General features: G+C 72.0%; 26 protein-coding genes and 1 pseudogene. 7 read left to right on the top strand and 20 right to left on the bottom strand.

The window, feature by feature from the left end:
• Positions 1-51: 51 nt before the first annotated feature.
• Together AMK33_RS30740 and AMK33_RS30735 are read right to left on the bottom strand one after the other, a co-directional pair.
• A complete protein-coding gene (locus AMK33_RS30740; RefSeq protein WP_073936266.1) occupies positions 52-723 on the bottom strand; it encodes a nucleotidyl transferase AbiEii/AbiGii toxin family protein in 672 nt (223 codons plus the stop codon).
• The gene (locus AMK33_RS30735) at positions 720-1,085 is read right to left on the bottom strand and encodes a hypothetical protein (protein WP_107425262.1); all 366 of its coding nucleotides are present in this window, start codon (positions 1,083-1,085) and stop codon (positions 720-722) included. The genes AMK33_RS30740 and AMK33_RS30735 overlap by 4 nt, the downstream gene beginning before the upstream one ends.
• 627 nt (positions 1,086-1,712) lie before the next feature.
• Between AMK33_RS30735 and AMK33_RS30730 the strand changes: the two genes are divergently transcribed.
• On the top strand, positions 1,713-1,904 hold the full coding sequence (locus AMK33_RS30730; protein WP_073936264.1) for a hypothetical protein: 192 nt from the start codon (positions 1,713-1,715) through the stop codon (positions 1,902-1,904).
• Between the two features lie 168 nt (positions 1,905-2,072).
• On the opposite strand, the gene AMK33_RS42530 is transcribed toward AMK33_RS30730, so the two are convergent.
• The 5 genes from AMK33_RS42530 to AMK33_RS30705 all read right to left on the bottom strand — a co-directional run bounded on the left by AMK33_RS42530 (position 2,073) and on the right by AMK33_RS30705 (position 6,530).
• Positions 2,073-2,921 (bottom strand): hypothetical protein, encoded by an 849-nt coding sequence (locus AMK33_RS42530; RefSeq protein ID WP_073936263.1) that lies wholly within the window; start codon positions 2,919-2,921, stop codon positions 2,073-2,075.
• 10 nt (positions 2,922-2,931) lie between these two features.
• Positions 2,932-3,810: a sigma-70 family RNA polymerase sigma factor gene (locus tag AMK33_RS30720; RefSeq protein ID WP_073936262.1), complete on the bottom strand. Its 879-nt coding sequence runs from the start codon at positions 3,808-3,810 to the stop codon at positions 2,932-2,934.
• Positions 3,810-4,055, bottom strand: a complete 246-nt coding sequence (locus tag AMK33_RS30715; RefSeq protein ID WP_073936261.1) for a hypothetical protein — start codon at positions 4,053-4,055, stop codon at positions 3,810-3,812. Before AMK33_RS30715 ends, AMK33_RS30720 begins: the two co-directional genes overlap by 1 nt.
• 421 nt (positions 4,056-4,476) lie before the next feature.
• Entirely contained in the window at positions 4,477-6,108 is a 1,632-nt protein-coding gene (locus AMK33_RS30710) for an RNase H family protein (protein WP_073936260.1), read from the bottom strand.
• 92 nt (positions 6,109-6,200) lie between these two features.
• On the bottom strand, positions 6,201-6,530 hold the full coding sequence (locus tag AMK33_RS30705) for a hypothetical protein (protein WP_143203875.1): 330 nt from the start codon (positions 6,528-6,530) through the stop codon (positions 6,201-6,203).
• A gap of 200 nt (positions 6,531-6,730) precedes the next feature.
• Here AMK33_RS30705 and AMK33_RS30700 point away from each other — a divergent pair, with 200 nt between their 5' ends.
• Entirely contained in the window at positions 6,731-8,872 is a 2,142-nt protein-coding gene (locus AMK33_RS30700) for an N-6 DNA methylase (protein ID WP_235618251.1), read from the top strand.
• A 169-nt stretch (positions 8,873-9,041) separates the two neighbouring features.
• On the opposite strand, the gene AMK33_RS30695 is transcribed toward AMK33_RS30700, so the two are convergent.
• Positions 9,042-9,767: a dienelactone hydrolase family protein gene (locus AMK33_RS30695; protein ID WP_073936257.1), complete on the bottom strand. Its 726-nt coding sequence runs from the start codon at positions 9,765-9,767 to the stop codon at positions 9,042-9,044.
• A gap of 161 nt (positions 9,768-9,928) precedes the next feature.
• On the opposite strand from AMK33_RS30695, the gene AMK33_RS30690 reads away from it, so the two are divergent.
• A complete protein-coding gene (locus AMK33_RS30690) occupies positions 9,929-10,417 on the top strand; it encodes a MarR family winged helix-turn-helix transcriptional regulator (protein WP_073936256.1) in 489 nt (162 codons plus the stop codon).
• On the top strand, positions 10,414-11,715 hold the full coding sequence (locus AMK33_RS30685; RefSeq protein ID WP_073936255.1) for an MFS transporter: 1,302 nt from the start codon (positions 10,414-10,416) through the stop codon (positions 11,713-11,715). The genes AMK33_RS30690 and AMK33_RS30685 overlap by 4 nt, the downstream gene beginning before the upstream one ends.
• A gap of 143 nt (positions 11,716-11,858) precedes the next feature.
• Here AMK33_RS30685 and AMK33_RS30680 read toward each other — a convergent pair whose 3' ends face one another.
• Positions 11,859-12,314 carry a recombinase family protein gene (locus tag AMK33_RS30680; RefSeq protein WP_268817392.1) on the bottom strand — a complete coding sequence of 152 codons (456 nt, stop codon included), beginning with the start codon at positions 12,312-12,314 and terminating at the stop codon, positions 11,859-11,861.
• Positions 12,315-12,377: 63 nt separating this feature from the next.
• Between AMK33_RS30680 and AMK33_RS30675 the strand changes: the two genes are divergently transcribed.
• Positions 12,378-13,391, top strand: a complete 1,014-nt coding sequence (locus tag AMK33_RS30675; RefSeq protein WP_073936254.1) for an RNA polymerase subunit sigma-70 — start codon at positions 12,378-12,380, stop codon at positions 13,389-13,391.
• Positions 13,392-13,497: 106 nt separating this feature from the next.
• Here AMK33_RS30675 and AMK33_RS30670 read toward each other — a convergent pair whose 3' ends face one another.
• The 3 genes from AMK33_RS30670 to AMK33_RS30660 form a co-directional block, all read right to left on the bottom strand.
• Complete coding sequence (locus AMK33_RS30670; RefSeq protein ID WP_073936253.1) at positions 13,498-14,292, bottom strand: DUF4158 domain-containing protein; 795 nt, start codon at positions 14,290-14,292, stop codon at positions 13,498-13,500.
• Between the two features lie 208 nt (positions 14,293-14,500).
• The gene (locus AMK33_RS30665) at positions 14,501-15,490 is read right to left on the bottom strand and encodes an alpha/beta hydrolase fold domain-containing protein (protein ID WP_073936329.1); all 990 of its coding nucleotides are present in this window, start codon (positions 15,488-15,490) and stop codon (positions 14,501-14,503) included.
• A gap of 148 nt (positions 15,491-15,638) precedes the next feature.
• The gene (locus AMK33_RS30660; protein WP_073936252.1) at positions 15,639-16,562 is read right to left on the bottom strand and encodes an SDR family oxidoreductase; all 924 of its coding nucleotides are present in this window, start codon (positions 16,560-16,562) and stop codon (positions 15,639-15,641) included.
• A gap of 161 nt (positions 16,563-16,723) precedes the next feature.
• On the opposite strand from AMK33_RS30660, the gene AMK33_RS30655 reads away from it, so the two are divergent.
• Positions 16,724-17,344: a TetR family transcriptional regulator gene (locus tag AMK33_RS30655; RefSeq protein ID WP_073936251.1), complete on the top strand. Its 621-nt coding sequence runs from the start codon at positions 16,724-16,726 to the stop codon at positions 17,342-17,344.
• Positions 17,345-17,407: 63 nt separating this feature from the next.
• Here AMK33_RS30655 and AMK33_RS45300 read toward each other — a convergent pair.
• Positions 17,408-17,662 (bottom strand): annotated as a pseudogene (locus tag AMK33_RS45300) (Tn3 family transposase); the annotation flags it as partial.
• Positions 17,663-17,733: 71 nt separating this feature from the next.
• Here AMK33_RS45300 and AMK33_RS44780 point away from each other — a divergent pair.
• Positions 17,734-17,856 (top strand): hypothetical protein, encoded by a 123-nt coding sequence (locus tag AMK33_RS44780; protein WP_268817389.1) that lies wholly within the window; start codon positions 17,734-17,736, stop codon positions 17,854-17,856.
• Positions 17,857-17,919: 63 nt separating this feature from the next.
• Here the strand turns inward: AMK33_RS44780 and AMK33_RS30645 are convergent, their stop codons facing one another.
• From AMK33_RS30645 to AMK33_RS30615, 7 genes are all read right to left on the bottom strand, one after another.
• Positions 17,920-18,786 (bottom strand): AraC family transcriptional regulator, encoded by an 867-nt coding sequence (locus AMK33_RS30645; RefSeq protein ID WP_073936250.1) that lies wholly within the window; start codon positions 18,784-18,786, stop codon positions 17,920-17,922.
• A 62-nt stretch (positions 18,787-18,848) separates the two neighbouring features.
• Positions 18,849-19,661 carry a phytanoyl-CoA dioxygenase family protein gene (locus AMK33_RS30640; protein ID WP_073936249.1) on the bottom strand — a complete coding sequence of 271 codons (813 nt, stop codon included), beginning with the start codon at positions 19,659-19,661 and terminating at the stop codon, positions 18,849-18,851.
• A 192-nt stretch (positions 19,662-19,853) separates the two neighbouring features.
• A complete protein-coding gene (locus AMK33_RS30635; RefSeq protein WP_073936248.1) occupies positions 19,854-20,735 on the bottom strand; it encodes a GNAT family N-acetyltransferase in 882 nt (293 codons plus the stop codon).
• Between the two features lie 279 nt (positions 20,736-21,014).
• A complete protein-coding gene (locus AMK33_RS30630) occupies positions 21,015-21,734 on the bottom strand; it encodes a VanZ family protein (RefSeq protein ID WP_073936247.1) in 720 nt (239 codons plus the stop codon).
• Positions 21,735-21,830: 96 nt separating this feature from the next.
• Positions 21,831-22,952: a sensor histidine kinase gene (locus tag AMK33_RS30625; RefSeq protein ID WP_073936246.1), complete on the bottom strand. Its 1,122-nt coding sequence runs from the start codon at positions 22,950-22,952 to the stop codon at positions 21,831-21,833.
• Positions 22,945-23,640 (bottom strand): response regulator transcription factor, encoded by a 696-nt coding sequence (locus AMK33_RS30620; protein ID WP_073936245.1) that lies wholly within the window; start codon positions 23,638-23,640, stop codon positions 22,945-22,947. The genes AMK33_RS30625 and AMK33_RS30620 overlap by 8 nt, the downstream gene beginning before the upstream one ends.
• 196 nt (positions 23,641-23,836) lie before the next feature.
• On the bottom strand, positions 23,837-24,484 hold the full coding sequence (locus AMK33_RS30615; RefSeq protein ID WP_073936244.1) for a winged helix-turn-helix transcriptional regulator: 648 nt from the start codon (positions 24,482-24,484) through the stop codon (positions 23,837-23,839).
• Positions 24,485-24,538: the final 54 nt, after the last annotated feature.

The raw sequence follows: 24,538 nt of genomic DNA, 5'->3' as shown, positions 1-24,538 counted from the left end.
GAGGGATGTCTCCCAAGGGTCATTCCACGTCGACGCAGTCCGCCGCGGCCTTCAGATGTCCTGAGAGGCCTCGTCCTCGCCGAGCCGCTGGTCGAGGTCGCTCGTCCACTGCTGGGCCCATGTCCTGAGCTCCGTGATCTGCTCCCCGGTGAGACCGTAGGAGGCGAACTCCTCGTCGTCGTACCACTCGGCGCCGGCCAGGCGGTCACGCAGGTCCTGGCGGCGGAACTCGTCGCGGCCGTGCCGTTCGCCCAGCCGCTCGAGCTCGGTGGCCGTGTGATGGGCGGAGGCGGCGTGGACGTCGATCAGGTCGCGGACCGCGCCACGGTCGGCGAGAGCGCGGACCTTGGTGCCGATCACATCGTCGAGGGCGAGGACCGGGCCGTACTCGGTGGTGAGCGGTGCGGCCCACAGGTTCTCCTTGAGGACGTCCACCTCGCAGTCCTCGCCGGTGTCCGGGTCGGCCACCACGAGGCGTGCCGACAGCGGGTCGACGCCGATCACCGTCACGCGCCAGCCCCGTCCGGTCAGTGCCCGGCACAGGTGCTCGGCGATGTCCGCCATGGGGGCGGGGTTCTCCGTGGCGACATCGAGGTCCTGGCTGAGTCGGTCGACCAGCCCGTGCGCCTGGACGGCGTATCCGCCGGTGACGACCAGCGGGTAGGCCGTGCCGACGGCGAGGACGTCGGACAGGAGACGGCGGTGCAGATCGCTGAGGTTCACGCGACGGCGGACGCCTCACGGGCGAGCTCGGGGAAGGCGTCCTCCCACACATCGCGGATGTGCCTGCTGACCAGGGTGCGCAGCGCGGGCCACTGGGAGGCGAGCAGGTCCCGGTTCAGGAAGGCGAGGAGGTCCTGGTGCCGTCCCTCGGCCAGGACGGTCCGGTAGAGGCTCATCCGCTGACGCGGCCGGTCGAGATCGTACGCGCGCAGGCCGGACCAGGCGACGTGCAGCGGGAGTTCGACCCGCCCGTGCACCGGCCCGGTCAGCTCGTCCAGGCGGTCGGGCAGACGGGCCGCGTACCGGGCACGCAGCACCTCTGCGGCGGAGGGTTCGAGCGAGCGGTGGTGCAGCGGGTCCATGCCCGGCATTATCCCTCCGTTCGTCGAGTCCGTCGAAGGCCGCGCGGGGCCCGGTACCGGACGCGGGAGTCGAGGAACATCGTCCGCGCGGATCGTGCGCCGTGCCTTCGCGGCCCCGATCCGCCCTTTGCCCTGGCCCGACCGCATGGCGGAGCCTTCATTGGGCGATGTCGTCGATCTTCACGGAGCCGTGGTGGCGGCCTGGACCCTGCCGACGGAGTTACTCGGTGTCACCGAAGCCGTTCCAGTCCGACCGGATGCCTCTGGAGTCAGGACCGGGCGAGCGCTGAGCCACGAGGAGAGCAGCCGCCCGAACTGTCAGAAATACCCGAATTCGCAGCGATTCGAGGACGGCGGCTTTCAGCCAAGTTCAACTTCGTTGCAGGAGAACCAAGTTGACTGCTGCCGCAGGTCAGAGCGGCACTCCAAACATTGTTGGAGGGCACCGAAGTTGAGAAAAACCCCAGGTCAGAGGGAGTGGCCTTTCGGGCCCCCGATATCTGCGCACGGCCCGGGCGGGTGTTGACGTGGTCTTATCTCGAAAGCCACGAGGAAGGGACCGCCCGGGCCAGGGGCGGTCCCCGATTCCCTCGACATGCATCGCGACGCACCCGAAGGGACACCACCATGGAAGCACAGACCTGGAACCACCTCCCATTCCAGTGGAGGACCCCCACCCTGCCGGACATCGTCCTGTCCGGCGTCACCGCCTACGTCCTCCACTGCCAGCCGGACATCCCGGAACCCGTCGCCGTCACCGCCGCGCTGATGGTCCTGCGCTGCATCCGCTACGTCGGGCGGAGCAGGATCCGCCGATAGGGGGCCACGCGGCCCGGAGCGACGCGAACGGTCAACCTACAACCCGGCGCCCGGACCAGGGGCTTCGGCTCTCCGGGCGTGCCGAGCCCCGCGACGTTCGGCTTCACGCCGGTCCTCTGCCGCCGGTGGAGGACCGGCGTGCGTCCGCACCCGGTGCCGGTGTCCGGGTCAGGGCGTGGCCGCGCCTCGGGGTGCGCAGGACGGCCGCGCCCTGGAGTCCTCGTTCCGGTCGTGGTCCGTGCGGACGGGCAGGGCGGGCGCGGTGGCGCGGGGAGTGCGGGTGCGGGCCTTGCACGGTGGGGCGGCGGTGAGGAGGAAGTCGATCCGGTCGGCGAACCGGGGTTCGGGGACGGGCAGTTCGATGTTCGGATGGCGGTCGTAGTGGGGGGTGACGGCGTCGGCGACGTAGTTGGTCAGGGCGTCGATGCGGTGGGGCCGGTGGCGGCGGCCCGGGGCCGCGAGTTCGCTGAGGATGCGGAGCACGGTGGGGAGTCCGGCGTCGAAGCGGATGTCCGTGGGCGGGCATGCGCCGGCGACGGTGAGGGGTTCCGACGCCCCGGCCTCGGGGGTGAGGTCGAGGCCGGTCTGCTGGGCGTAGAAGGCGGCGGCGTGCTGTTCGCCGCGGACGCGGTGGTGCAGGGAGAGGGTGTAGCAGGCCGGGGGGTGGCCGTCGCCGGCGGCGTACTGCCACCAGAAGCGGGCGCCGTCCTCGATGCCCGCGAGGTGGAGGGCGCAGCCCAGGAGCCAGGCGCTGTGGTGGTCGGGGACCTGGTCGGTGAGGAAGGCCAGGACGTCGGGGGTGAGGGCGGTGACGGCGGTCTCGCACAGCGTGTGGAGCTGCCGGGCCGCGGCCGGGTCGGTGCGACCGGCGTGATCGGTGTGGCAGGGGTCGGCGGTCAGGGGGGCGGCCGGGAGGTGGTCGGGGCGGGTGCCGTCGTCGTGGGGGACGGTGTCGTCGGGGACGTCGGGGTGGTGGTGCAGGCGGGCTCGGGCGAGGAGCTGGTCGATGGCAGACATGACGGGCGGGTCACTCCCGGGTGTCGGGGGCGTCGAGGAGGGCCTCGACGGTGGCGCGGGCGTGGTGGTCGACGGCGTGGGCGATGGCGGGGCTCAGGCCGAGGACGTGGGGGATGCGCTGGTCGGGGATGCCGCACAGGTAGTGCAGGACGGCGACGTCCATCTGGTCGTCGGGCAGGCGGCTGATGGCGTCGAAGAGGTCGACCAGTTCGGACAGGGCGATCATGTGTCCGGGGTCCTGGGGGGTGCGGATCTCACGGGTGGAGAAGACGGCGGCGCGCAGGTCGGGGTGGCCTTCGTGGCGGGGGGTGCGGAGCATGACCCGGGAGCGCAGCAGGAGCCAGGCGTAGCGGTTGAGGTTCGCGCTGGCGGTGGCCTCGCTCCAGGAGAGCCACAGGATGTCGTTGGCCTCCGCGACGACGCCCCGGGCCCGCCGGTCGGTCAGGAGGAAGGCGCGGGCGTACTCCAGATAGGGGTGGTACATGGTGTCGGTGAACGCCTGGTAGGGCAGCGGGGGTCCTTCGGCCTCGTGGGCGACCTGCTCGATGCACTGGCGGATCCACTCCGGGCCCTTGTGGGCTTCGCGGGCGGCGGCCGTCCACAGCCGGCGCATGGGTTCCGTGGGTATGCCCAGGACGCGGATCACGCTGAAGGTGATCTCCCAGGCGGGGTAGTAGCCGTTTCCGCGCAGGAGTTCGCTGATCCGGGTCTTGGAGTAGCCGGACCGGTCGACGAGGTCGTCCAGGGTCAGGCCGCTGGTGCGGTGCACGCTGCGGACGGGTTCGAGCCAGGCGCGGTGCAGCGGGCCCGCCTCCGGGGAGATGGGGGCCGGCGGGCGGCCCCGTCTGGCGCTGTGCGGCGGGGGCTGGGCGGCATCGGACGACGGCATCACCGCGGCGCCTCCTGACCGCCCCGCCGCAGCCCGGTCGGGTCGCCTGCGGAGGGCAGTGCGGCGTCCGCGGGACGGGGACGTCCGTCGGACGCCGTGAACGCCTGGACGATCTGCTGCACGAGCAGGCCCAGGGAGGGCAGCAGGACCGCCGCGGCGGCCGCGTGCCCCAGCACGGTCATCACCGTGCTCCATGTGAGGGCCGCCGCCAGGACGACGGCGGCCACCACCTTCTTACTCGACATCGCACTCTGTTCCTGTGATCGAACGGCACCAACGAGCCCTCCGTCAGGCGGTGCTGAAGCGCCGTCAGGAAGGGACCGCCAGGATGGCCGCACACGGCCGTCCGACGCTATGTGATCATGGGATTACGGAACAATAAGAAGATCCGCCACCTCCCGCTACGCCTCGCCACCCGCCTCGCGGGTCTCATGGCGCGGGGGTTCATCCCTTTGAGGAGAAAAACAGCGCTTCTGCTCTGCAATTGCACGCGATCCCTCATCATGGATGCTCGCAAGGCGCCACTCGACGCCGCACCGCGTGCGGCCCCCTGTGCTGAAGAAGGAAGAGGGGGCCGCACGACCCACCACCCGTGCGCCTCGGCCCCGCACGGTCGGAGGACGTGACTCCGTCATGCCCGTACGAAGGCTCCCCGGCCCCAGGGCATCAGGCGGCAGCCGAGAACGGGCGGTCCCCGCAGCCGAGTGAGCGCAGGATCCGTGCCTCCTCCTTGCGGGCCGCGAGGGGGGAGACGCGGCCGGTGGCGCGGCGGAGGGAGAGGCCGGCGAGGGCATCGGCGGTCTCGTTGAGGTCGTGTCCGACGTGCCCCTTGAGCCAGCGGACCTGGACGCGGTCGCGGTGGCGCAGCAGGCGGTCCATGAGGTGCCTGCCCTCCGGGAAGAGCAGGGTGCGGTGGGCCGCCGCCGGGTCCGCGCGCTCCAGGACCGTGTTCGTCACCTCCACCGCCTCGACGCTGTCACACAGGACGACCACGGGCACCTCCTCGTGGCGCTGGAGGAGGCCGAGGGCGGCCGCGCAGATGCCGATGACCTCGGCCTCGCCGCTGCTCGAGGCCATGGAGTCGCCGTACCCGGTCGTCCCGTCCTCGGCGGCCCAGCCGTGGCCGCACAGCGCGGACTCGTCACCGACCGCGGCGTCGGCGACGGCCACGACGGCGGTGTCGGGGAGGTCGTCGAGCAGTGCGTAGCGGTCCCCGTCGGTCGGGGCCGTCGCCGCCGGACCTCCGCCCTCGCCGTCTTCGCCCGGGCCGGCGAAGGAGCCGTCAGTGAGGGCGGCGGCGAGGGCCCGGTGGCAGTGCGGGCAGCCGCCGGCCCGCTCGGCGCAGTCGGCCCGGTGCCCGGCGACCAGCTCACGCACCCCGTGCCACGACTCGGGCTCGGCGCTGGCGAAGCGTACGAGGGCCGCAGCGCGGCACTGTGCGACGAGCTCCGCGACGGGTCCCGCGGCGGCGCTTGCCCGCATCCGGTCGCGGAGGTCCGCGGCCCGGAGCCTGGCCTCGCGGGCGCGGGCGGCCAGGACCGCGGTGTCCTGGTAGGCGTCGTCCAGGGCGTCGAGCCGTGCGCGCCGCGCGGAGAGGGGGCGGGCGAGTGCGTCCCGTTCGGCCCGGGCGATGGCGTAGCGGCCCCAGGCGAGCGCGGAACGGGCGTGCCGGCTCCATCGTCCGACCACCGCGTCGTGCGGGAGGTGGGGGTTCTCCTCCTCCCGCGCGTCGCGCAGGAGGGCCTCGACGAAGGCGTCGTCGGAGTGGTCCAGCAGCTCGCGCACCGGTGCCGGCGGTTCGCCGCCCGCCGACTGCCGGTCCCACGCCCACTGGGCGAGGTCGCTCTCCGGCACCCGCGGCGTGCCCTCCGGCACTCCCCTGTCGCGGAGTTCCCCCCGCAGGGCCCTGGCGTAGGCCTCCGGGTACGCCACGCGCACCACTCGCAGCTCCAGCGTCTCCACCGGCCGGGAGAGACCGGCCGTGCGACGGGCGCGCTGCTCCTTGCACACGGCGTCCGCCCGCGACCGGGCCCGGCGCACCTTGCGCGCGTGCTCGCGCAGCCGCCGCAGCCGCTCGGCGAGCAGGCCCGAGAGCTCAGCGCGCCGGACGTCCCCACGGGCGAGGACGTCGGCGTGGGCGAGAGCGATGGCGATGGGACCGGCGAGCGAGGCGTGTTCCAGGGCCGCGGCGGTCTCCACGGTGCAGATCCCGTTCATCCGTGCGAGGACGGCCTCCTGCAGGGCGGTGAAGTCCTCGGCGAAGCGACGGACCAGCTCCGCGTGCTCGGTGATCGTCACGGTGGCCTTTCGGGTTGCGGGCGGGTGGTGATCGGCGTGGGCGGGGGCGACCGCGGGCTCGGGTGACGCCCGCCGGGCGGGGGCGTACGGGGTCAGGCGCCGGCGTCGTTCGGCGGGTGGACCTGGCCGTAGACGGTGAGGAACAGCTCCAGGGCGGCGCGTTCCTCGGGTGCGGTACGGCCGGAGGCGAGGCGGGCGCGGGCATCGTGGTGGGCGCGGCTCAGGTGGCCGCCGCGTTCCAGGTGGTGCCACAGGAGGCGGAACGCCTGCTGGTGGTCGTAGAGGGTGGTCTCGTAGGAGGCGCCGGTGATGTGGCGGGCCTGGACCAGCAGGGCCCGGAAGTTCTCCTCGGTGTCGCGCTCCGGCAGTTGCGCCAAGTGGCGGTGGTACACGGTCAGTTCGGGATCGTCCATGTCGGTCAAGCAGGTCTCTCCACTCGTGGGGCTTCCTCCGCCGTCCGAGGCGGGCCGCTCCGGCCGGCCCACGGCGTCTCCCGCCGACCACGGGTCGACCGGAAGCATCTACAGGTAAGCATGTCAGTGAAAGCATCGTCAATCTCGTTAACAGATGTGGAGGGTGCTGTACTGTGTCCGCTGTTCCCGACGAGAGGTGAGAACAGGTCATGCCCCAGCCGTCAGCCCAGGTGACAGCCGCGGAGATCTCCCGCATCGCGGGGGTCACACGCGCCACCGTCAGCAACTGGCGCCGTCGGCACAGCGACTTCCCGGCGCCCACCGGCGGCACCGAGGCCAGCCCGCTCTACGACCTCGAAGCCGTGCGCACCTGGCTGCGCGCCCGCGGCCAGACCTCCGCCGCAGCCCCCGCCGAGGAACTGCGCACCCTGCTGCGACTGCATCCCTCGGCCCCGGCCGCACCGCTGCTCCCCCTGGTCCTGGCCACCTCACGCCGCTCCCCGCACGAGCTGACCGCACCGGCCGACCTGCCGGACGCCGACCTCGCCGCACGCGCGGACGCCGCCGTCGCCGACCTCGCCGGCATGGTTCCGCAGGCCGAGACCGCCCCCTTCACGGCGGCCGACGCGGCCGTCGTACGGGCCCTGATCCACTGCGTGCGGGAGGAGGGCGCCCAGGCCGCCCTCGACGTACTCGCCGAGCGGGAACTGGAGGACAGCGCCTCCACCGGCACCTACCGGACCCCCGCCCCGCTGGCCGACCTCATGGCGCGCCTGCTGCCCGCGGACACGGCCCGTGTCCTGGATCCCGCGTGCGGCAGCGGCACCCTGCTGGAGGCCGCCGCGCGCCACGGCGCCCGTGGGCTGTACGGCCAGGACGCCCTGCCGGTGCAGGCCCAGCGCAGCGCGGTACGCCTGCTGCTGGCCGCGCCCGACGGGGAGGTGGCGGTACGGGCCGGCGACAGCCTGCGCCACGACGCCTTCGCGCAGCCCCCGGTCGACGCGGTGCTGTGCAACCCGCCCTACGGCGACCGCGGTTGGGGCCACGACGAGCTGGCCTACGACCCCCGCTGGGCCTACGGTCTCCCGCCGCGCATGGAGTCCGAACTCGCCTGGGTCCAGCACGCCCTGGCCCACCTGCGCCCCGGCGGTTACGCGGTGCTGCTGTTGCCCCCCGCCACCGCCGCCCGCGCCTCGGGTCGCCGCGTGCGCGCCGAACTGGTCCGCAGCGGCGTCCTGCGCGCCGTCGTGGCCCTGCCGTCCGGCGCGGCAGCGCCCCTGCACATCGGACTCCAGCTGTGGGTCCTCCAGGCCCCGGAACCGGACGGCCGGGGCCGCACCTCGGTGCTGTTCGTGGACACCGGCGGTGAGCGGCAACCGGACGGTCCACGCAACCGGGCCGGCTCGCCGGGGACGCGCCGACGCCACGACCCCCTCGACTGGGGCGAGTTGACCGGCACCGTGCTGGGCCACTGGACGGCCTTCCGCGCCGACCCGGGCTCCTTCTCCGACGAGCCCGGCACCGCCAGGGCCGTCCCCGTCCTGGACCTCCTCGACGACGTCGTCGACCTCACCCCGGCCCGCCAGGTCCGCGCCCTGCCCGTCGACATCAGCCCGGCCCGGGTGGCCCGGCAGGCCGACGAGTACCGCGAGCGGCTGACCGAGCAGGCCGGCCTCCTCGCCCGGGCCGCCCGGGACACGTGGCGGCCCACCGGCGACTCCCCGCGGCAGTGGCGCACGGCCACCGTCTCCGACCTCGCCCGCGGCGGCGCCCTGGAGCTCCTGCGGGCGGCGACCGCCACCCGGGAGAAGGACGAGGGCGCGCGGTGGAGGGCCGAGAACGCCGGAAGGCCGGTCCTCCACGGCACGGACATCACCGACGGCGTACCCGCGTCCGGCACCTTCCTCGACGGCGTGCCCCTGAAGTCGTCACCGGTCATCACCGAGGGGGACGTCCTGGTGCGCATGTTCCCGGGAGGCACCGGGGAGATGGCCCGGCTGGCCGGCGAAGCGGACACCGGCGTGCTGCTCGGACACGACGTGTACCTCCTGCGCCCCGATCCGGCACGCCTGGACCCCTGGTTCCTCGTGGGCTTCGTCGGCGCGCACGACAACATCACCGGGGCGTCCACCGGCAGCACCACCGTCCACCTCCAGCCCGGCCGGCTGCGCGTACCGCTGCTGCCCCTGGAGGAACAACGCCGCTACGGCGAGGCCTTCCGCCGCGTCGGCGAACTGCGCGCCGCCGCCCGCCGGGCCACCGACCTGGCCCGGGAGCACGCGGGCCTCCTGACCACCGGCCTGACGGCGGGCGCGCTGCTCCCACCGGACACGGCGCCGAGGACACCGTAGAGATCTCCGGGGCCCTGACGCGCGTCCGTCCCCCTCCGGGCGGCGCGCACCGGGAAACACCGGAGGGACCCGGACGGGTGCCTGTCCGGGCCGGTACTGGTGGGCTCGCGTATTCGGCTGTCGCCGCCTCCCCGGGGAGCCCGGCCCGCTGTCGTGGTTGCCGACCGGATCACTCCGTCACGGGCAGGCACTCGGCGAGCAGGCCGACGACGTCCCGCCAGGCTCGCTGCGCGTGCCGAGGGTGAAAACCGACCCCGGGGAGCACGGTGTGGTCGACCGGTGGGTGGTGGAAGGCGTGCAGGGCGCCGCCGTAGACCACGAGGCGCCAGTCGACGCCCGCGGCCTGCATCTCGGCGGTGAACGCGTCCCGTTGCGCGGGCGGCATGATCGGGTCCTCCGACCCGACCCCGGCCCACACCGGGCAGTGAATGCGCGCCGCCTCGCCCGGCCGGCCCGTGGTCAGTGCGTTGACTGTCGCGATCGCGCGCAGGCCGACGCCGTCACGCCCGAGTTCCAGCGCGATCGCGCCCCCGGTGCCGTAGCCGACGGCGGCGATCCGCTCCGGGTCGGTCCGCGGCTCGGCACAAAGCACGTCGAGCGCCGCGTGGCCGATGCCCCGCATCCGGCCGGGATCGGCGAGCAACGGCATGCAACGGGCCAGCATCTCCTCGGGGTCGCCCAGATAGCGCCCGCCGTGGAGGTCGAAGGCCAGGGCCACGTATCCCAGCTCGGCGAGCGCGTCGGCCCGGCGGCGCTCGACGTCGCTGAGCCCCACCCCCTCGGGCCCGACCAGGACCGCGGGCCGACGGTCGACACCGGCCGGGAGCGCAAGGTGCCCGATCATCGTCAGGCCGTCGGCCACGTATTCGACCGCGCACGTGGTAACCGTCGTCATGAACCTGGACTGTAGTGATCGCCGAACCCGATCGGGCCGGTGTTCTGCCACCGGCAGAAAGCAGGCCTCCGACGTGTTCGGGGGTTGACCAGCGGTACAGCCCTTGGCGCGAGGCGTTTGATCACGAGCATCGATTATCACAGTACTGTTATATTAGCGCTGTGACATCTTCAGATCCCACAGCGCTACCCGACCCCTGGCACTCCCTGCACGAGCTTCTGGCAGCCATGGACGCCGAGATCGAGCAGGTCTACGTCGAGCGTGGCATCGAGGGGGTGCGGCCGCGGTTCGCCTATCCGCTGATCCGGCTCGCCCACACCGGACCACTGACCATTCGCGAGCTTGCGAAGTCCCTGGACCGTTCGCACTCCGCGATCAGCCAGACCGTCGCCGCCATGCGCAAGGAGGATCTGGTCACCTCCGAGCCGGGACCTGACGCCCGCACCCGGCGGATCGACCTGACCGAGCGCGGCCGGTCGCTGGTGCCGTTCCTGGAGGCCGAGTGGCGCGCCACCCATGAGACGGTCGCAGAGCTGGACAGCGAGGTCCCGTACGCGATGACCACCGTTGTCGAGGAGGTGCGGCGGGCGCTGGAACGCCGGTCGATGCGGCAGCGGATCCTCCGGCATCTTGTCGAGCCACCGCGATGAGGGGGCGTGGCCGTGTCCGGTTCCTCGACACCCGCCCGCTGCGTAGCAGCCAGTCGTTTCGCGACCTGTGGCTCGGCACCTCGGTCTCTCAACTCGGCGGGCAGATAGCCAACGTGGCGGTGCTGGCCCAGGTCTGGGACCTGACCGGCAGCCCGGTGGGCACCGGCGCCATCGGGCTCGCCACCGGCCTGCCGATGGTGCTGTTCGGGCTGCTCGGCGGCACGTTGGCCGATACCGTTGACCGCCGTGCGGTGGTGCGGGCCACCACCGCGGGCCAACTGCTGGCCGCCGCAGGGCTGTGTGCCCAGGCCCTGGCGGACAACCGCAACGTGCTGCTGCTGCTCGCCCTGGTAGCCATGGGGACGAGCTGCGGTGCTCTCGGAGCTCCTGCCCGGCGCACCTTCCCGGTCCGGCTGTTGCCGGGCGACCAGGTCGCGGCCGGGCTCGCGCTGACCAACGTCTCCTTCCAGGCAGCGATGCTGGCCGGTCCCGCGATGGCCGGGCTGATCATCGCCCGCTGGGATTTCCCCGCCGCATACGCCGCCCAGGCCGTGGCCGTGGCAGTCTCGATGCTCGCGGTGATCCGCCTGCCTGCCATGCGGCCCGAAGGCGCCGACGCGGCAGGCGGCCGGCGCCGGCCGGAGCGTGGCGGTCGGCGGATCGTCCTGCGCCGCCCGACGCTGTGGGGCTCGATGGCCACCGACCTGTCCGCAACGCTGCTCGCCATGCCCATCGCGCTCTTCCCGCTGGTCAACGAGATCCGCTTCGGGGGTGACCCGCAGACCCTCGGCCTGTTCCTCTCGGCCGTCGCGGTCGGGGGTATCACGGCCGGTCTGCTCTCCGGCACGGTGACGCGCTGGCGCCGCAGCGGCCTGGTACAGCTGTCCGCAGCCGGTGTCTGGGGCCTGGCACTGGCCTGCTTCGGCCTGGCGGGGCCGTTGTGGCTGGCACTCGGCTGCCTGGCCGTGGCGGGCGCTGCCGACACCGTGTCTGTCGTCACCCGCAGCGCCCTGGTCCAATTGGAGACCCCGGACGCGTACCGGGGGCGGGTCTCCTCGGTAGAACACGTCATCGGTGTCGCGGGCCCCGAACTCGGCAACCTCCGTGGTGGCCTGTTGGCGTCGGCCACCTCTGCCCCCTTCTCCCTGGTCTTCGGCGGACTGTCCGCCATCCTGGCGATCGCCGCCGTGGCCGCGACCAACGCGCCCCTTCGCGCCTACCGCATGCCGCCTGCTGCCGCGAAGCCGACCGTCCCCGGGGTCGCCGGCACGGCGGCGGCCGCTGGTCAGGTCCCCTGATTCGCCTCCGGTCTTGAGCCCGTGAGGAGCCATCAGCGTCCTGCGCCGCTGACGGCCCCTCACCGAGTGTCATTACTCGTCGGCGGCGTCCGGATCGCGCAGCGGACGCAGGCCCCCGGGCAGGTCGGCCCCGAAGTCCCGGCTCAGACACCAGGGGACAAGTAACCCGCTGGTAGCTCTCCGGGCTTGGTGGCAGTGGTCTTCTTCGGCCGGCGGGGCAGGGTCTTCTCCCGGTCGAGGTGTCCGTACACCGTCGACCGGGGGACACCGAACATGTCGGCGATCTGCTGGACGGTCTTCTCCCGCTCGTCGTAGAGCCGCTGGGCGAGCGCAGCCCGGTCCGCGGTCAGCCTCGGCCGACGCCCGCCGATCCGGCCGCGGGCCCGCGCGGCGGCGAGCCCGTCGTTGGTGTTCGCCACGATCAGCTCGCGCTGCAGCTCGGCCGGCACGGACAGCATTCCGGACATCGCCCGCCCCTCCATCGTGGAGGTGTCGATGCCCTGCCCGATGACGTGCAGCTCGATGCCGCGCCCGCGCAGGTCGGCGCCGAGGGTCACCAGGTGCAGCACGGAGCGGGAGAGCCGGTCGAGCCGGGTGATGAGTTTTCGCGACCGCGCCCGTCACACGTATGACCGGACAGGGTGAGACGGAAGGACGACGTGATGAGCGCGGACACCATGCTGGAGGAGCTGGGTATGAGCGGGCTGGGTACGCGCGGTCTGGGCGAGGCCGACGAGTCGGGGTTTTCGGGGCTGGCCGAGCGGCACCGGCGGGAGCTGCACGTGCACTGCTACCGGATGCTCGGGTCGTTCGAGGACGCCGAGGACGCCGTGCAGGAGACGTTCCTACGTGCCTGGCGGCGGCGGGAGACCTTCCAGGGGCGGTCGACGTTCCGGGCCTGGTTGTACCGGATCGCCACCAACGCCTGCCTGGACCTGCTCGCCAAGCGCCGCCCCGAGCCCGCGACCGGCGGCGAGGCGCGGTGGCTGCAGCCCTACCCGGACCGGCTGCTCGACGAACTGTCCGCGGGTGACGCGGACGAGCCGGAGACCGTCGCCGTCGCGCGGGAGACGATCGAGCTGGCCTACCTGGTCGCGGTCCAGCACCTCGCGCCGCGCCCGCGGGCCGTGCTGATCCTGCGGGACGTGCTCGGCTGGCCGGCGAAGGACGTCGCGGAACTCCTCGGCGACTCCGTCAACTCCGTGAACAGCGCGCTGCAGCGCGCCCGGGCCGGGATGCGGGAGCACCTGCCCGCGGAGCGGCAGGACTGGACCGGCGGAGAGGAGGACGCCACCATGCGTGAGCTGGTGCGCCGCTACACCGAGGCCAGCGTGGCCACGGACGTCAAGGCGCTCGCCTCGATGCTGCGGGACGACGTCCGCTTCTCGATGCCGCCCACGCCCGGCCTGTACGTCGGCCGCGACGCAGTGGTGAACTTCCTGATCGAGAGCGGCTTCGAGGGCATGACCGGCCTGCGCGCCGTTCCCACCTCGGTGAACCGGCAGCCCGCCCTGGCCTTCTACCTCTGGCAGCAGTCCGAGGGCGCGTACCTGCCGCTGACGATCGACGTCCTGCGCGTCACCGGCGGGACGATCACCGAGATCACCACGTTCCACGACGACCGGTTCCCGCGGCTCGGACTGCCGGAGCGCCTGCCGGCCGACGGCACCGAGTAACCCGGTGCAAACGCTCGCGCTGCGCGCCGGCGCGCGCATCGCCGTGATCGCGGAGGAATGGCACAACGCGTTCTGCGTCGTCACCCGTGGCCGGGTGCAGCTGGAGCTACGTGACGGCGAGCCGGGGCCGGTCCTCGGACACGACGCCGCGTTCCGGCTCCGCGGCACCGGCGTCCGCGCCCTGCACAACCCCTACCGTCGCACGGCCAGGGTGCGCATCATCACTCCGCCCGGAAGCCAGGCCCTTACCGAATGAGGCCCATGGTGGCGAGACCATCCCGCTGTTCGGCATCGCCGTCGTGACCGGCTTCTTCTCGGCCGTGGGCATCGTCATTGCCGCGCCCGTCTCGTTGTCCTCGACCGCCAGAGACAGCAGCCGGACCGTGCCCGCCTCGCCCAGGCGCTCGATGACGCGAGCGCAGAATGCCGACTCCCACCGGCCCCGGGCGGCGACCAGGATCTTCTCGATGCGGGTCCGGCCCGGGGGCTCGATCTTCCGCGCCCGGTACTCGACCAGTAGGGCGTCGCGCTGCCGGTTCTCCACGGGCTCGACCGGGCAGACCTCCGCAGCCGGCCACCCGGTGAGCGCTTCCTCGTCCGCGAGCGTCGCCGGTCGGAACCCGAGTGCCTCTCGGATCTGCTTGCGGTGCCGTTTCGCGCCCGCCAGGTCGTACTTCCCGAGCTCGGCCGCCGGGACCTTCACCAACCCGGCGACGTACTCCACAGCAGGCTGCGGGAACTCCTCGACGAACTCCGGGGACCGGGCCTCGACCTCGAAGAACTTGAGCAGGAGGCAGAAGCCCGGCCGGGTCGGGCCTGACTTGTTCGCGACCAGTTCCCAGTCGGCGTCCACCAGGGTCCAGCACGCCACCACATCCTCTGGCGTCCGCTCCTGCCGCACACCAGCCCCCTGCCGTCGGCTCCACAGGCATTCACCCGATCAGCCCAACGGGGGCACCATGCACCGGGAAACGGCGTGTGCGGACTTCCAGGAACTACCGATGGGTTACCTGCTCCCCTGTGTCTGGGCCAGGACTTCGGGGCCAAGTATTTCGGCTCGGAGGCCGGCGGATTCCGCACAGGGTGCAGGCCTTCAGATCTGCGTGTTGCTAAGCGGTCGCCGTTTCCGGAGCCTTCGCGAAGTTGCGGACGAGGTAGTCGTTCAACGTGTGGTGGAAGCTCGTCGCAAGGCGGGACCGCGGGGCGAACAGGTCGAACGCGTGGTAGGCGCCGGGGTAGAGGTGCAGCTCCACGGGGACGCCCTGGGCGCGCAGGCGCGCCGCGTAGTCGAGGTTCTCGTCGCGGAAGAGGTCCAGTTCACCGACACCGATGAAAGTCGGGGGCAGGCCGGTGAGGTCGGTCGCCCGGGAGGCGGCACAGTAGGACGTAACGCCGTCGGTGCCGACGCGGTCGCCGAGGATCGACTTCCAGGCAAGGACGTTGGTCGCGCGGTCCCAGATGCCGATGTCGGTGATCTCGTGGCTCGAGTCGGTCGTGTTGCGGTCGTCGAGCATCGGGTACATCAACAGCTGGAACAGCGGGGTCGCCGCGCCGATGTCGCGGATCAGAAGGGCGGTGGCGGCGGCGATGCCCCCGCCTCCGCTCTGGCCGGCCAGACCGATCCGGGCGGGGTCGAGGCCGAGATCGGCGGCGTTGTCGCTGATCCACCGGTAGGCGGTGTATCCGTCCTCAGCGGCCCCGGGCGCGGGGGTTTCCGGGGCCAGCCGGTAGTCGACACTGACGATGGCGCAGCCGAGTGCCGCGCACAGCGGCTTGAGCCAGGGTGCGTCCTGGGCAGCGAAGCCGAGCACCTGCCCGCCGCCGTGGAACCACAAGATGACCGGCAGCGGTCCGGGCGCGTTCCGGGGACGCAGCAGGAGGATCGGGACGTCGGGGCCTTCGGCGCGCGGCACCTGGATCTCGTGGGCGGTGACCGAGGGCTCGTCGGGGATGGTGGCGGCGATGGATTCGGCCATGGCGCGGACGCCGGCCCGCGTTCCCTCCAGGTCGCTGAGGTCGAACACCCCCGTATGCGTCATCGGCACGGCCTTCAGGGCCTCGGCGAGTTCGGGGTCCATCCGCTCGTGTGGATCTTTCATGTTCATGTCATTATCTCCGCTGGCTGCGATGTGGCGCGGGGTGCGCGGCAGCCGGTCTTCGTGGGTGTGGGGAGGGCGTGTGGACCGGTTCCGCCGCGCCGCCGGGATGCGGCGCGGCGGAACCGGGGGGAGCTTGAGGGGGCTTGGCTCAGTGTGTGGTGGTCGCCGGGGCGTCGAAGTAGTGGCCCTGGGCGAGGTCGTCGATGAGGCCGGGATGGAGGGGCTTCCAGCCGAGGAGGTCGCGGGTCAACGTGCTCGAGGACGGGTTGTCGGCCTGGGCGTGGGCGCCGAGGAAGCCGAAGTGGTCGTCGGCCCGCGTCGGCGGGATGCTGACGACGGGCAGGTTCAGCCCGCGGCCGATGGCCTCGGCGATCCGGCGGAAGGTGATCCCCTCGTCGTCGACGGCGTGCAGCCGTGACCCCGCCGGCGCGGATTCCAGCGCCAGCCGGTACAGGCGGGCCGCGTCGAGCGTGTGCACGGCGGGCCAGCGATTGGCCCCGTCGCCGACATAGGCGGAGACGCCCTTCGACCGGGCGATGGAGATGAAGGTCGGGATGAAGCCGTTGTGGTCGAGCGTGCTGTGCACGGTCGGAGTGAGCCGGACGACGGATGAGCGGATGCCGCGCTCCGCGAGTGCGACCACCGCGTTCTCGGCGTCGACCCGCGGGCCGGTGTCGAGCGCGTCGGCTTCGGTGAGGGTGTCTTCGAGGCCCGCGAAGGCGAACAGCGCGGTTCCCGACGTGACCACCAGGGGCTTGCCGGTGCCGGCCAGGGCGTCCCCGAGCGCCTCGATGGCGCGCAGATCCGCCGCGACCGCGCCCTCGAAGTCGCCGGCGAACATGGCGTCGTGCTTGAAGGCCAGGTGGATGACGCCGTCGGCCGCGGCGGCGGCCGCGGCGAGGCCGACGAGATCGTCCAGGTCACCTCGGTGCACCTGGGCACCGGCAGCCGTCAACGCGGCGGCGGACTTGTCCGAGCGGGCCAGGCCGACGACCTGGTGTCCCGCTTCGAGGAGTTCGGGGACGACGGCGGAGCCGACGTGTCCGGAGGCTCCGGTGACGAATACGCGCATAGTGCGCCTTCCTGCTCCAGGCTCCCCCACCAGGGGCGGGGGCCGTGATGACAGTTAATGACATCACCGTAACACTGACGTCAGTCACTGACATCACTCTCATGTCAGTGGCTGACATCACGGTAATGTCAGGCTCTGTCATCGGCAGATAGAATCGGAGCATGAGCCGATGGAAACCCGACGCACGAGGCCGCCTGGAGAAGGCGGCGCTGGAGCTCTACAACCACCAGGGCTTCGACGCCACCACCGTCGCCGAGATCGCCACCCGCGCCGGGCTCACCGAACGGACCTTCTACCGGCACTTCACCGACAAACGGGAAGTCCTCTTCCCGGGCGACAGCCCCCTCGCCGACACCCTCGCGAACGCCACGGCCACCGCCCCCGTCCCGCTCCCGCCGCTCGAGGTGATCGCCCACGCCCTGACCGAAGCCGCCCCCGTCCTCGAAGAACGCGCAGACCTGGCGCGGCAACGCCAGACCGTCATCGCCGCCAACCCCGAACTCCAGGAACGCGAACTGGCCAAACTCGCCGCACTCGCCTCCACGCTCGCCCGCACGCTGCGCGAACGCGGCCTGGAGACCACCACCGCCGCGCTCGCCGCCGAAATCGGGATCGCCACCTTCAAGGTCGCCTTCGAACGCTGGATCAACGACCCCGACCGACACACCCTCGCTCAGCACATCCGGGAAACCCTGGACACCGCCAGGCACCTCACCGCGCCCGCCGAACACGTCGCCGCGACCGACGACGTGAGCTTCACAGGCCATGAGGGAGTGGCATGAACGTGGCAGGTGCCATGAGTAAGGGGCCCCGGGCTGTCCGTCCTCGGCTCCGTCCGTCTCGTCGTCCCTGTGCGGGTCGCGCAACTCGCCGCGCGGCCCGAAGAAGATCTTCCGGGCGAGGCGGTGGCGGGCCTCGGTGACGTTGAACTGGACGCCGGTCATCCGCTGGTATTCCCCGTTGGAGACGAACGGGAGCGGGTGCAGGGTCTTGAAAGAGTGACCGGCCCCGTCCGGGCGCCCTGTACCAGGTCCGGCCGCCGTGTCGGGGCGGTTCCCGGAATTCCGTGCCTGCTGTACACCATCGCCTCTACCGTCCAGCCCGACACGTGATCACGGGGGTGTGCGGAAGTGGCCGAACAGTGGGGCGGGATCTGGGCCTGGATGGGGTGGTGGACCACTTCACCCTGAACAAGGAACAGGGCCGGCTCGGCGAGGTCGCCGCGATGCGCGAGGCGGCCCGTCGGTCCGACTGGAAGGTCACCGCCCTCGGGTGGATCGGCACCCGCGCCTGACACGGCCCGGAGACCTCCTCCGCCGCACGGGGTACAGATCGTGGAGGGTGCTCGCCGCCGTGTTCAGTCGTGCTCGGGCTCCACCGGGAGCCACAGTTCGGCGTCGGCCTCGGTCTTCTCCGGCGACAGGCGGGTGCGCAGGATCTCGGGGCCGGTACGGGTGCGGTACGGGTTCGACGGGAACCACTCGGTGAACACGTCCCGCCACAGCTCCTGGATGGCCCGCGGTGCCGGCCCGGAGGTGGTGAAGACCGCCCAGGTACCGGCCGGGACGGCCAACGTGGTCGTGCCCTCCGGAGCGGCCGCGGAGGTGATCACGCCGTGGTGGTAGTCGAGTCCGGTGCCCTCGGCGCGGCTGGGGTCCATGTCGTCGCAGACCGCGACGATGCCGTGCGGCTCCTGGTCCGACAGCTTCTCCAGGTGCTCCAGGGTCCGCGGGTCGATCCCCCGGACGAAGTCCACGATCGCCTGGTTCGGCCCCGCGTGTACCAGCGGTACCCGGGTCTTGAGCCCGACGACGGTGAAGTCCGCCTTGTCCACGACGCGGTACCGCATGCTGCTGCTCCCTTCGATGGTGAGGCGGAAGGCCATCCGGGACTGGGAGGTGAGTGCGGCGCCGGTACGCCGGGCCTCGCCCGGTCCGATGCCGTGCATGGCGCGGAACGCCCGCGCGAACGCCTCGCCGGAGCTGTAGCCGTAGCGCACCGCGATCTCCAGCAGCGTCTCACGCCCCGCGAGCACTTCGGCGCCCGCGAGGGTGAGCCTGCGGCGCCGGACGTACTCCGACAGCGGCATGCCCGCGAGCGCGGAGAACATCCGGCGCAGGTGGTGCTCCGAGGTGGCCGCGATGCGTGCCAGCTCCTCCACGTCGACGGCCTGGTCGAGATGGCGCTCGATGTGCTCCATGGCCTGGTTCAGCCGCTCCAGCACGCCCGGCCTCCTTCCTCTTCCCTCTCCACGGCCACCTCGCCGGCGACGGTCGTGAGGCACGTCTACCCGGCGCTGTGGTCGGTGCCGTCCCCGTCCGGACCGGGGGTGTCCTGTCCCAGGCCCCGGCGGATCGCGATCTCCACGGGTGAGTACGCGCCGTCGGTCCGCTCCAGTTCGTACGGCGCGGCCGCCGTCAACGGCGGCTGGGCCATGAAGCGCGGCCGCACCCCATGGTGCGGTTGTGCCGCGTGCACCACGAACGGATGGCACAGGAAGACGTCGCCCGGGGACCCGGTGGCGAGGGCGAGTGGCCGGTGGTCGGACGCCGCCACCAGATCGGGCGCGAGGGTCAGCCCGCTCGCCCCGTCCTCCCCGTACTTCTCCAGCACCTTCGGCACGTCGAGGTGCGAGCCGGCCCGGATCCGGGTCGGGGCGTCCTCCTCACCGACCTCGCTGAACAGGAACAGCATCAGCAGTGCCCGGCCCCGGGAGCGCAGATTCGTGAAGTACCAGCTCTCGCCCTCCGGCAGATAGCTCCCCTCGATGTGCCAGCCGGCGTCGTCCGGCTCCTCCTCGTGCGGGAAGCGCAGCGGGAACGTCCCCAGCGAGTAGCGCGGCTCCCAGCGGCCCGCGCCGACGAGCAGGTCGTACGCGTGATGCAGGAACGGGGAGTTGGGTGCGGCGGCGAACGGTCCCTGCGCCATGCCGCCCACCCAGTGCACGGGCCGCGTCCACGTCGAAGGGTCGTCCGGGGCGCAGCCCGTCTCCCGCCACAGCAGCCGCGCGCAGTCCGCGGCCACGCGCGGCGCGACGGCGCCCTCCAGCTTCACGAAGCCGTCGCGGAGGAACCGGGCTACCAGGGTCGTGTCGTCCATGCCCCCATCGTGCGGCGGCACCGGCCCCGTTCACCCGACATTCTCCGCACCGTCTTTGTCGGGTACGGGGACGGGCGTGTGGTCCGTCACGCCGCCCGCTTGGTGCTCGTGCCCGGGAGGGGTGGTGAGCCTGCACGACGATGCCGAGTTCGACGGGGTGGGCCGAGGCGAGCCTCGGCCCACCCCGCTGCCTCACAGATCGAGCTGGTACTCGTGCGCCTGGTGCGTCGGTTCGTAGCCGAGCATGGTGTTGATGTTCCTCATGGGCCGGTTGTCGTCGGCGGTGTCGGTCAGCAGTCCACCGAGCTCGGGATGGTGCGCGTGGGCCCGCCGGATCGACTCGGCCTTCATCCAGAGGCCGAGGCCGTGTCCACGGTGTTCGGGCAGGACACCGGTCCCGTAGTGCCGGCCGTCGCCCTTGCCGTCGCCGGGAACGACCAGCTCGGTGAATCCGGCGATCGAGCCGTCCGACGCGTCGACGGACACGACCGTGTGCAGCAGCTCGCCTCGTTCCTCGACGGCCCGCGCGGCGGCTCGGACCCGGTCCACGTCCCAGGTGACCGTCCCGTGGTCGATGTCGCCCGTCGGCATGTCGTCCATGGCCCGGCGCGACGCGGCGAACGTGTGGGCGAGGTCGTCGGGGACGGTCCCGGACCACGATGCCAGCCGGTATCCGGGGTGCGGTCGCTCGATGATCTCGTCGAGGGCCGTGGTGTCCACTCCGGTGAGCGGCAATCGGGCGAACGTCAGGGTGAGGACCTTGCGGAAACCCCGGGCCGGCAGGAAACGGGCGCCGGGGGATCCGGCCTCGGCCTGGGCGAGAACGCGACGTCTGCGGTCTTCCCGGGCAGCGGCCACGGCTTCGTCGAGCAGTCGCGAGCCGATGCCGTGGCGTCGCTCGACCGGATGGACGTGGAGTTCCAGTTCGGCCAGGTGCTCCTGCCCGGCACGGGTGAACAGACGCAGGAACGCCGATCCGACGGGAGTGCCGTCGGCGTCGGACGCCAGCCAGGCCAGACGGTGGCCGGACGGACCGCGGTCGGGGTCGGTCAGGGGGGTGATACGAATCGACAAGGTGTCTCCGTCGTGAGGAGGTGGCGAGTGAGGGAGCGTGGGCTCGACCGCTGAGCACTCCTGCGCATGTGCTGCACACCTCCTTGTCGACGGAGCCGGTCCGGTGGCACGCGGACGGCCGGGAGAACCTAACCGTTCCCGCAGGCCGATGGCAAGGCACGCCTACCGGTGCCGGGCTTGAGGGCAGCACCGGGCCGCACGCCAGTCGCCGCGGCTGCCCGGGACCACGGGGCGAGCGCCGTGCTGGCGCGGTGCCCGGTGCGGCGTGCGGTGGGCGGGTCAGCCCGCCGGTACCGGGGCCGGCCGGGATTCACCGGTCGGCGCCGAGGCCGGGGCGCGCCACCAGCGGCGGGACGCCAGTGCGGCCAGGGCGGCGCCGGTGGCGTTGACCAGTACGTCGTCCACGGAGGACACCCGGTCCAGTCGCAGGACGTACTGAAGGGTCTCGACCAGGGCCGAGCAGCCTGCCCCGAGCGCCAGGATCCGCGGCACCGACGCCGCCGCGGTGAACCGCATCGGGGCGAAGAAGCCCAGCGCCGCGAAGACCAGCAGGTTGCCGAGGATCCCGAGCGGCCCCATCGTGAGCAGGTCCGTCACCGGGACCAGGCTGAGGCGGCCGGTGACCTCACCGGCCCGCGCGCCCGGCATCAGGATCAGCCATACCCACGGCACCGTCCCGTGGACCAGGCCGACCTCGGCCAGCGACCTGCGCCGCGCCCAGTCCGGATCGGCGCCGGCGGCCCTCCGGCGGCGTGCCAGGAGCCACACCACCAGTGCGGACAACGGCAGCGCGGCCACCATGGAGAGCATCACGCCGTTGAAGGTGAGGAGCCAGGCGCGCCATCCGCCCCGCATGACCATCGGCACGGACACCACGAACATCCGCAGCACGAACACGGCGACCGCCGCGCCGACGATCCCCAGAGCGACGAGCACGATCCGGCGGACGATCCTCCGCGCACGACCGGCCGGGGCTGACAGTGGTGTGTTCTGACGCATGCCTTCACTGAACACGGAGGGCTGTTGCGGTGGTGTATGCGATTTTCGATACGCCCGCGATACACGCCGGGCCCTTCCGTGCGCGGGAGCCCGACGCTACCGCGACCGCCGCGGCGTCGTGTCCGTCACGAGGGGCAGTTCCACGGTGATGCGGAGCCCGCCGGCGGAGCGCGGGGTGAGGACGAGTGTTCCGTCGTGTGCGTGGGTGATGGTCTTGACGATGGCCAGGCCGAGGCCGACGCCCGCGTGGTCGGTGTGTACGCGCTCGGTGCCGCGCCGGAATCGTTCGGTGAGGGTCGAGACCAGTCGTGGGGTGAGTTGCTCGCCGGTGTTCTCGACGGTGAGCACCGCGGTCCTGGCGTGGGCGCCGGTGTGGATCCACACGGTGCCCTGTTCGGGCAGGTTGTGGACGATCGCGTTCTGCACGAGGTTGGTGGTCAGCTGCAGCAGGAGCGCCTGCGATCCGACGGTGGGGGTGATGTCGCCGGACGTCTCGATGGTGACGCCGTGCTTTTCCGCGAGGGGGAGGAGCGTTTCGGCGGTCTCTTCCGCCACGAGGGACAGGTCGACGTGTTCCCGGGTGAAGGACCGCCGCTCGGCGCGGCTGAGCAGGAGCAGTGCCTCGGTGAGGTGGATGGCCCGGGTGTTGACGGCGTGGAGGCGGTCGATGAGCGGGTCGGTGGCGCGGTCCGGATCGGCGCGGGCCGCGTCGAGAAGTGACTTCGAGATCGCCAGCGGGGTGCGCAGCTCGTGGGAGGCGTTGGCCGCGAATCTCTGTTGTTCGGCGACGTGCGCTTCGAGCCGCGCGAGCATGGTGTCGAAGGCGTCGGCGAGTTCGCGGAACTCGTCCTTGCGGCCCGGTAGCCGGATCCGGTGGGAGAGCGACCCGTTCGTGGCCGTGCGGGTGGCGTTGGTGATGCGGGTCAGGGGGGCGAGCATGCGGCCGGCGAGGATCCATCCTCCCAGGAGGCCGAAGACCAGCAGGAACGCCAGTACCGCCGCCGCCCTCGGAGCGAAGACGTCCAGGAGGACGCCCCGGACGGGAAAGACGCCGTTCGCGAGTCTGTCGTCGGCGTTGATGAGCATCGCGCGGTCGGGGACGTAACGCAGGAGGAACACCCACACCGCCGCGAGCATCAGGACGCCGGCGAGCATGAGGAACCCGGCGTAGCTGAGGGTGAGCTTGAGGCGCACGCTCGGTCCGGGTGCCCTATCCACGGTCTCCTCCCTTGTCGTCGGCCTCCGGTCGCGTGTCGATGCGGTAGCCGACGCCCGGCACGGTGGCGATGATCCAGGGTTCGCCGAGCCGCTTGCGCAGTGCCGAGACGGTGATGCGTACGGCGTTGGTGAACGGGTCGGCGTTCTCGTCCCACGCCCGTTCCAGGAGTTCCTCGGCGCTGACGACCCCGCCTTCCGCGGTGACGAGGACTTCGAGCACCGCGAACTGTTTGCGGGTGAGCGCCACGTAGCGGCCGTCCCGGTGGATCTCTCTGCGGAACGGGTCCAGGCGCAGGCCCGCGATCTCCCGCACGGGCGGCCTGGTGTGCGCACGCCTGCGGTCGAGTGCTCTGAGCCTGAGCACGAGCTCCCGCAGCTCGAAGGGCTTCGTGAGGTAGTCGTCGGCGCCGAGTCCGAACCCGGAGGCCTTGTCGTCGAGACGGTCGGCCGCGGTGAGCATGAGGATCGGTGTGCCGCTTCCGGAGGCGACGATGCGGGTGGCGACCTCGTCGCCGGACGGTCCGGGGATGTCACGGTCGAGGACGGCGATGTCGTAGGTGTGGACACCCAGCATTTCCAGGGCGGTGTCGCCGTCGCCCGCGATATCGGCCGCGATCGCCTCCAGGCGCAGGCCGTCGCGGATGGCCTCCGCCATATAGGGTTCGTCCTCGACGATCAGCACACGCATGCACGCGATGCTACGAGTCGGCGCATATCGTCCGCGTATCGAGGACCGCGATCGCCGATCCTGGCGTCAGGCGGCTCAGGGACGCCGGCCGGCTGCCGCAGAGCCCCCGAGGACGACCTGCGCAGGGGCATGAACCAGCAATGGCGCCGCGACATGGCGACCCGATCGCCGCCCACGCGGGGGACGGCCGGTGCCGTCAGAGGCGGAAGAGCTCCGTGAAGCGGGTGAGGAGGGACTCCGGGCCCTTGATGGCGATGCTCTGGGCGGCGAGTGCCTCGGTGGGGGTCAGGGTGGCGCGCATGAGGTCGAGGACGGGGTGGCCGGAGCGGGTTTCGATGATCAGGTCCGGGTCGGGGTGGGGACCGTGTACGACGGTGAGGCGGTCGCCGGCGACGGACAGGGCGAAGGTCACGTCGGCCATGCGTATCTCGTAGCCGAGGGTCGCTCCGGCGGCGGCTTCGGGGCGGAAGGCCGTGTGGAAGGACAGGGCACGGCTTTCGGTGGTGGTGATCTCGCCGGGGCGGGGCTCGGTCATGGTGCGGGCGCCCCAGCGTCCGAGGGCGGTCACGGCCGGCTGGAGCTGACGGCCGTGGTCGGTGAGTTCGTAGACGACACCGCGGTCGGGGTGGGGCAGGGCGCGGCGGACGGCGACGCCGTGGGCCTCGAGTTGTTTGAGGCGGGCCGCGAGGATGTTGGTGGGGATGTTCGGCAGGCCGTTGCGCAGGTCGGTGTAGCGCTTGGGGCCGAGCAGGAGGTCCCGGACGATCAGCAGGGTCCAGCGCTCACCGACGACCTCCATCGCGCGGGCGAGGCCGCAGAACTGGCCGTACTCCTTCACCGTCATGGTTCACATTCTAGTTCCCGCGCCATAGTGCGAACAGGGCTTGCATTTTACAAG

This window comes from Streptomyces sp. CB02400 (assembly GCF_001905725.1).
Lineage (GTDB): Bacteria > Actinomycetota > Actinomycetes > Streptomycetales > Streptomycetaceae > Streptomyces > Streptomyces atrovirens.
Note: the sequence above shows the minus strand (reverse complement) of the source record. Positions and strands in the feature narration are given on the sequence as shown.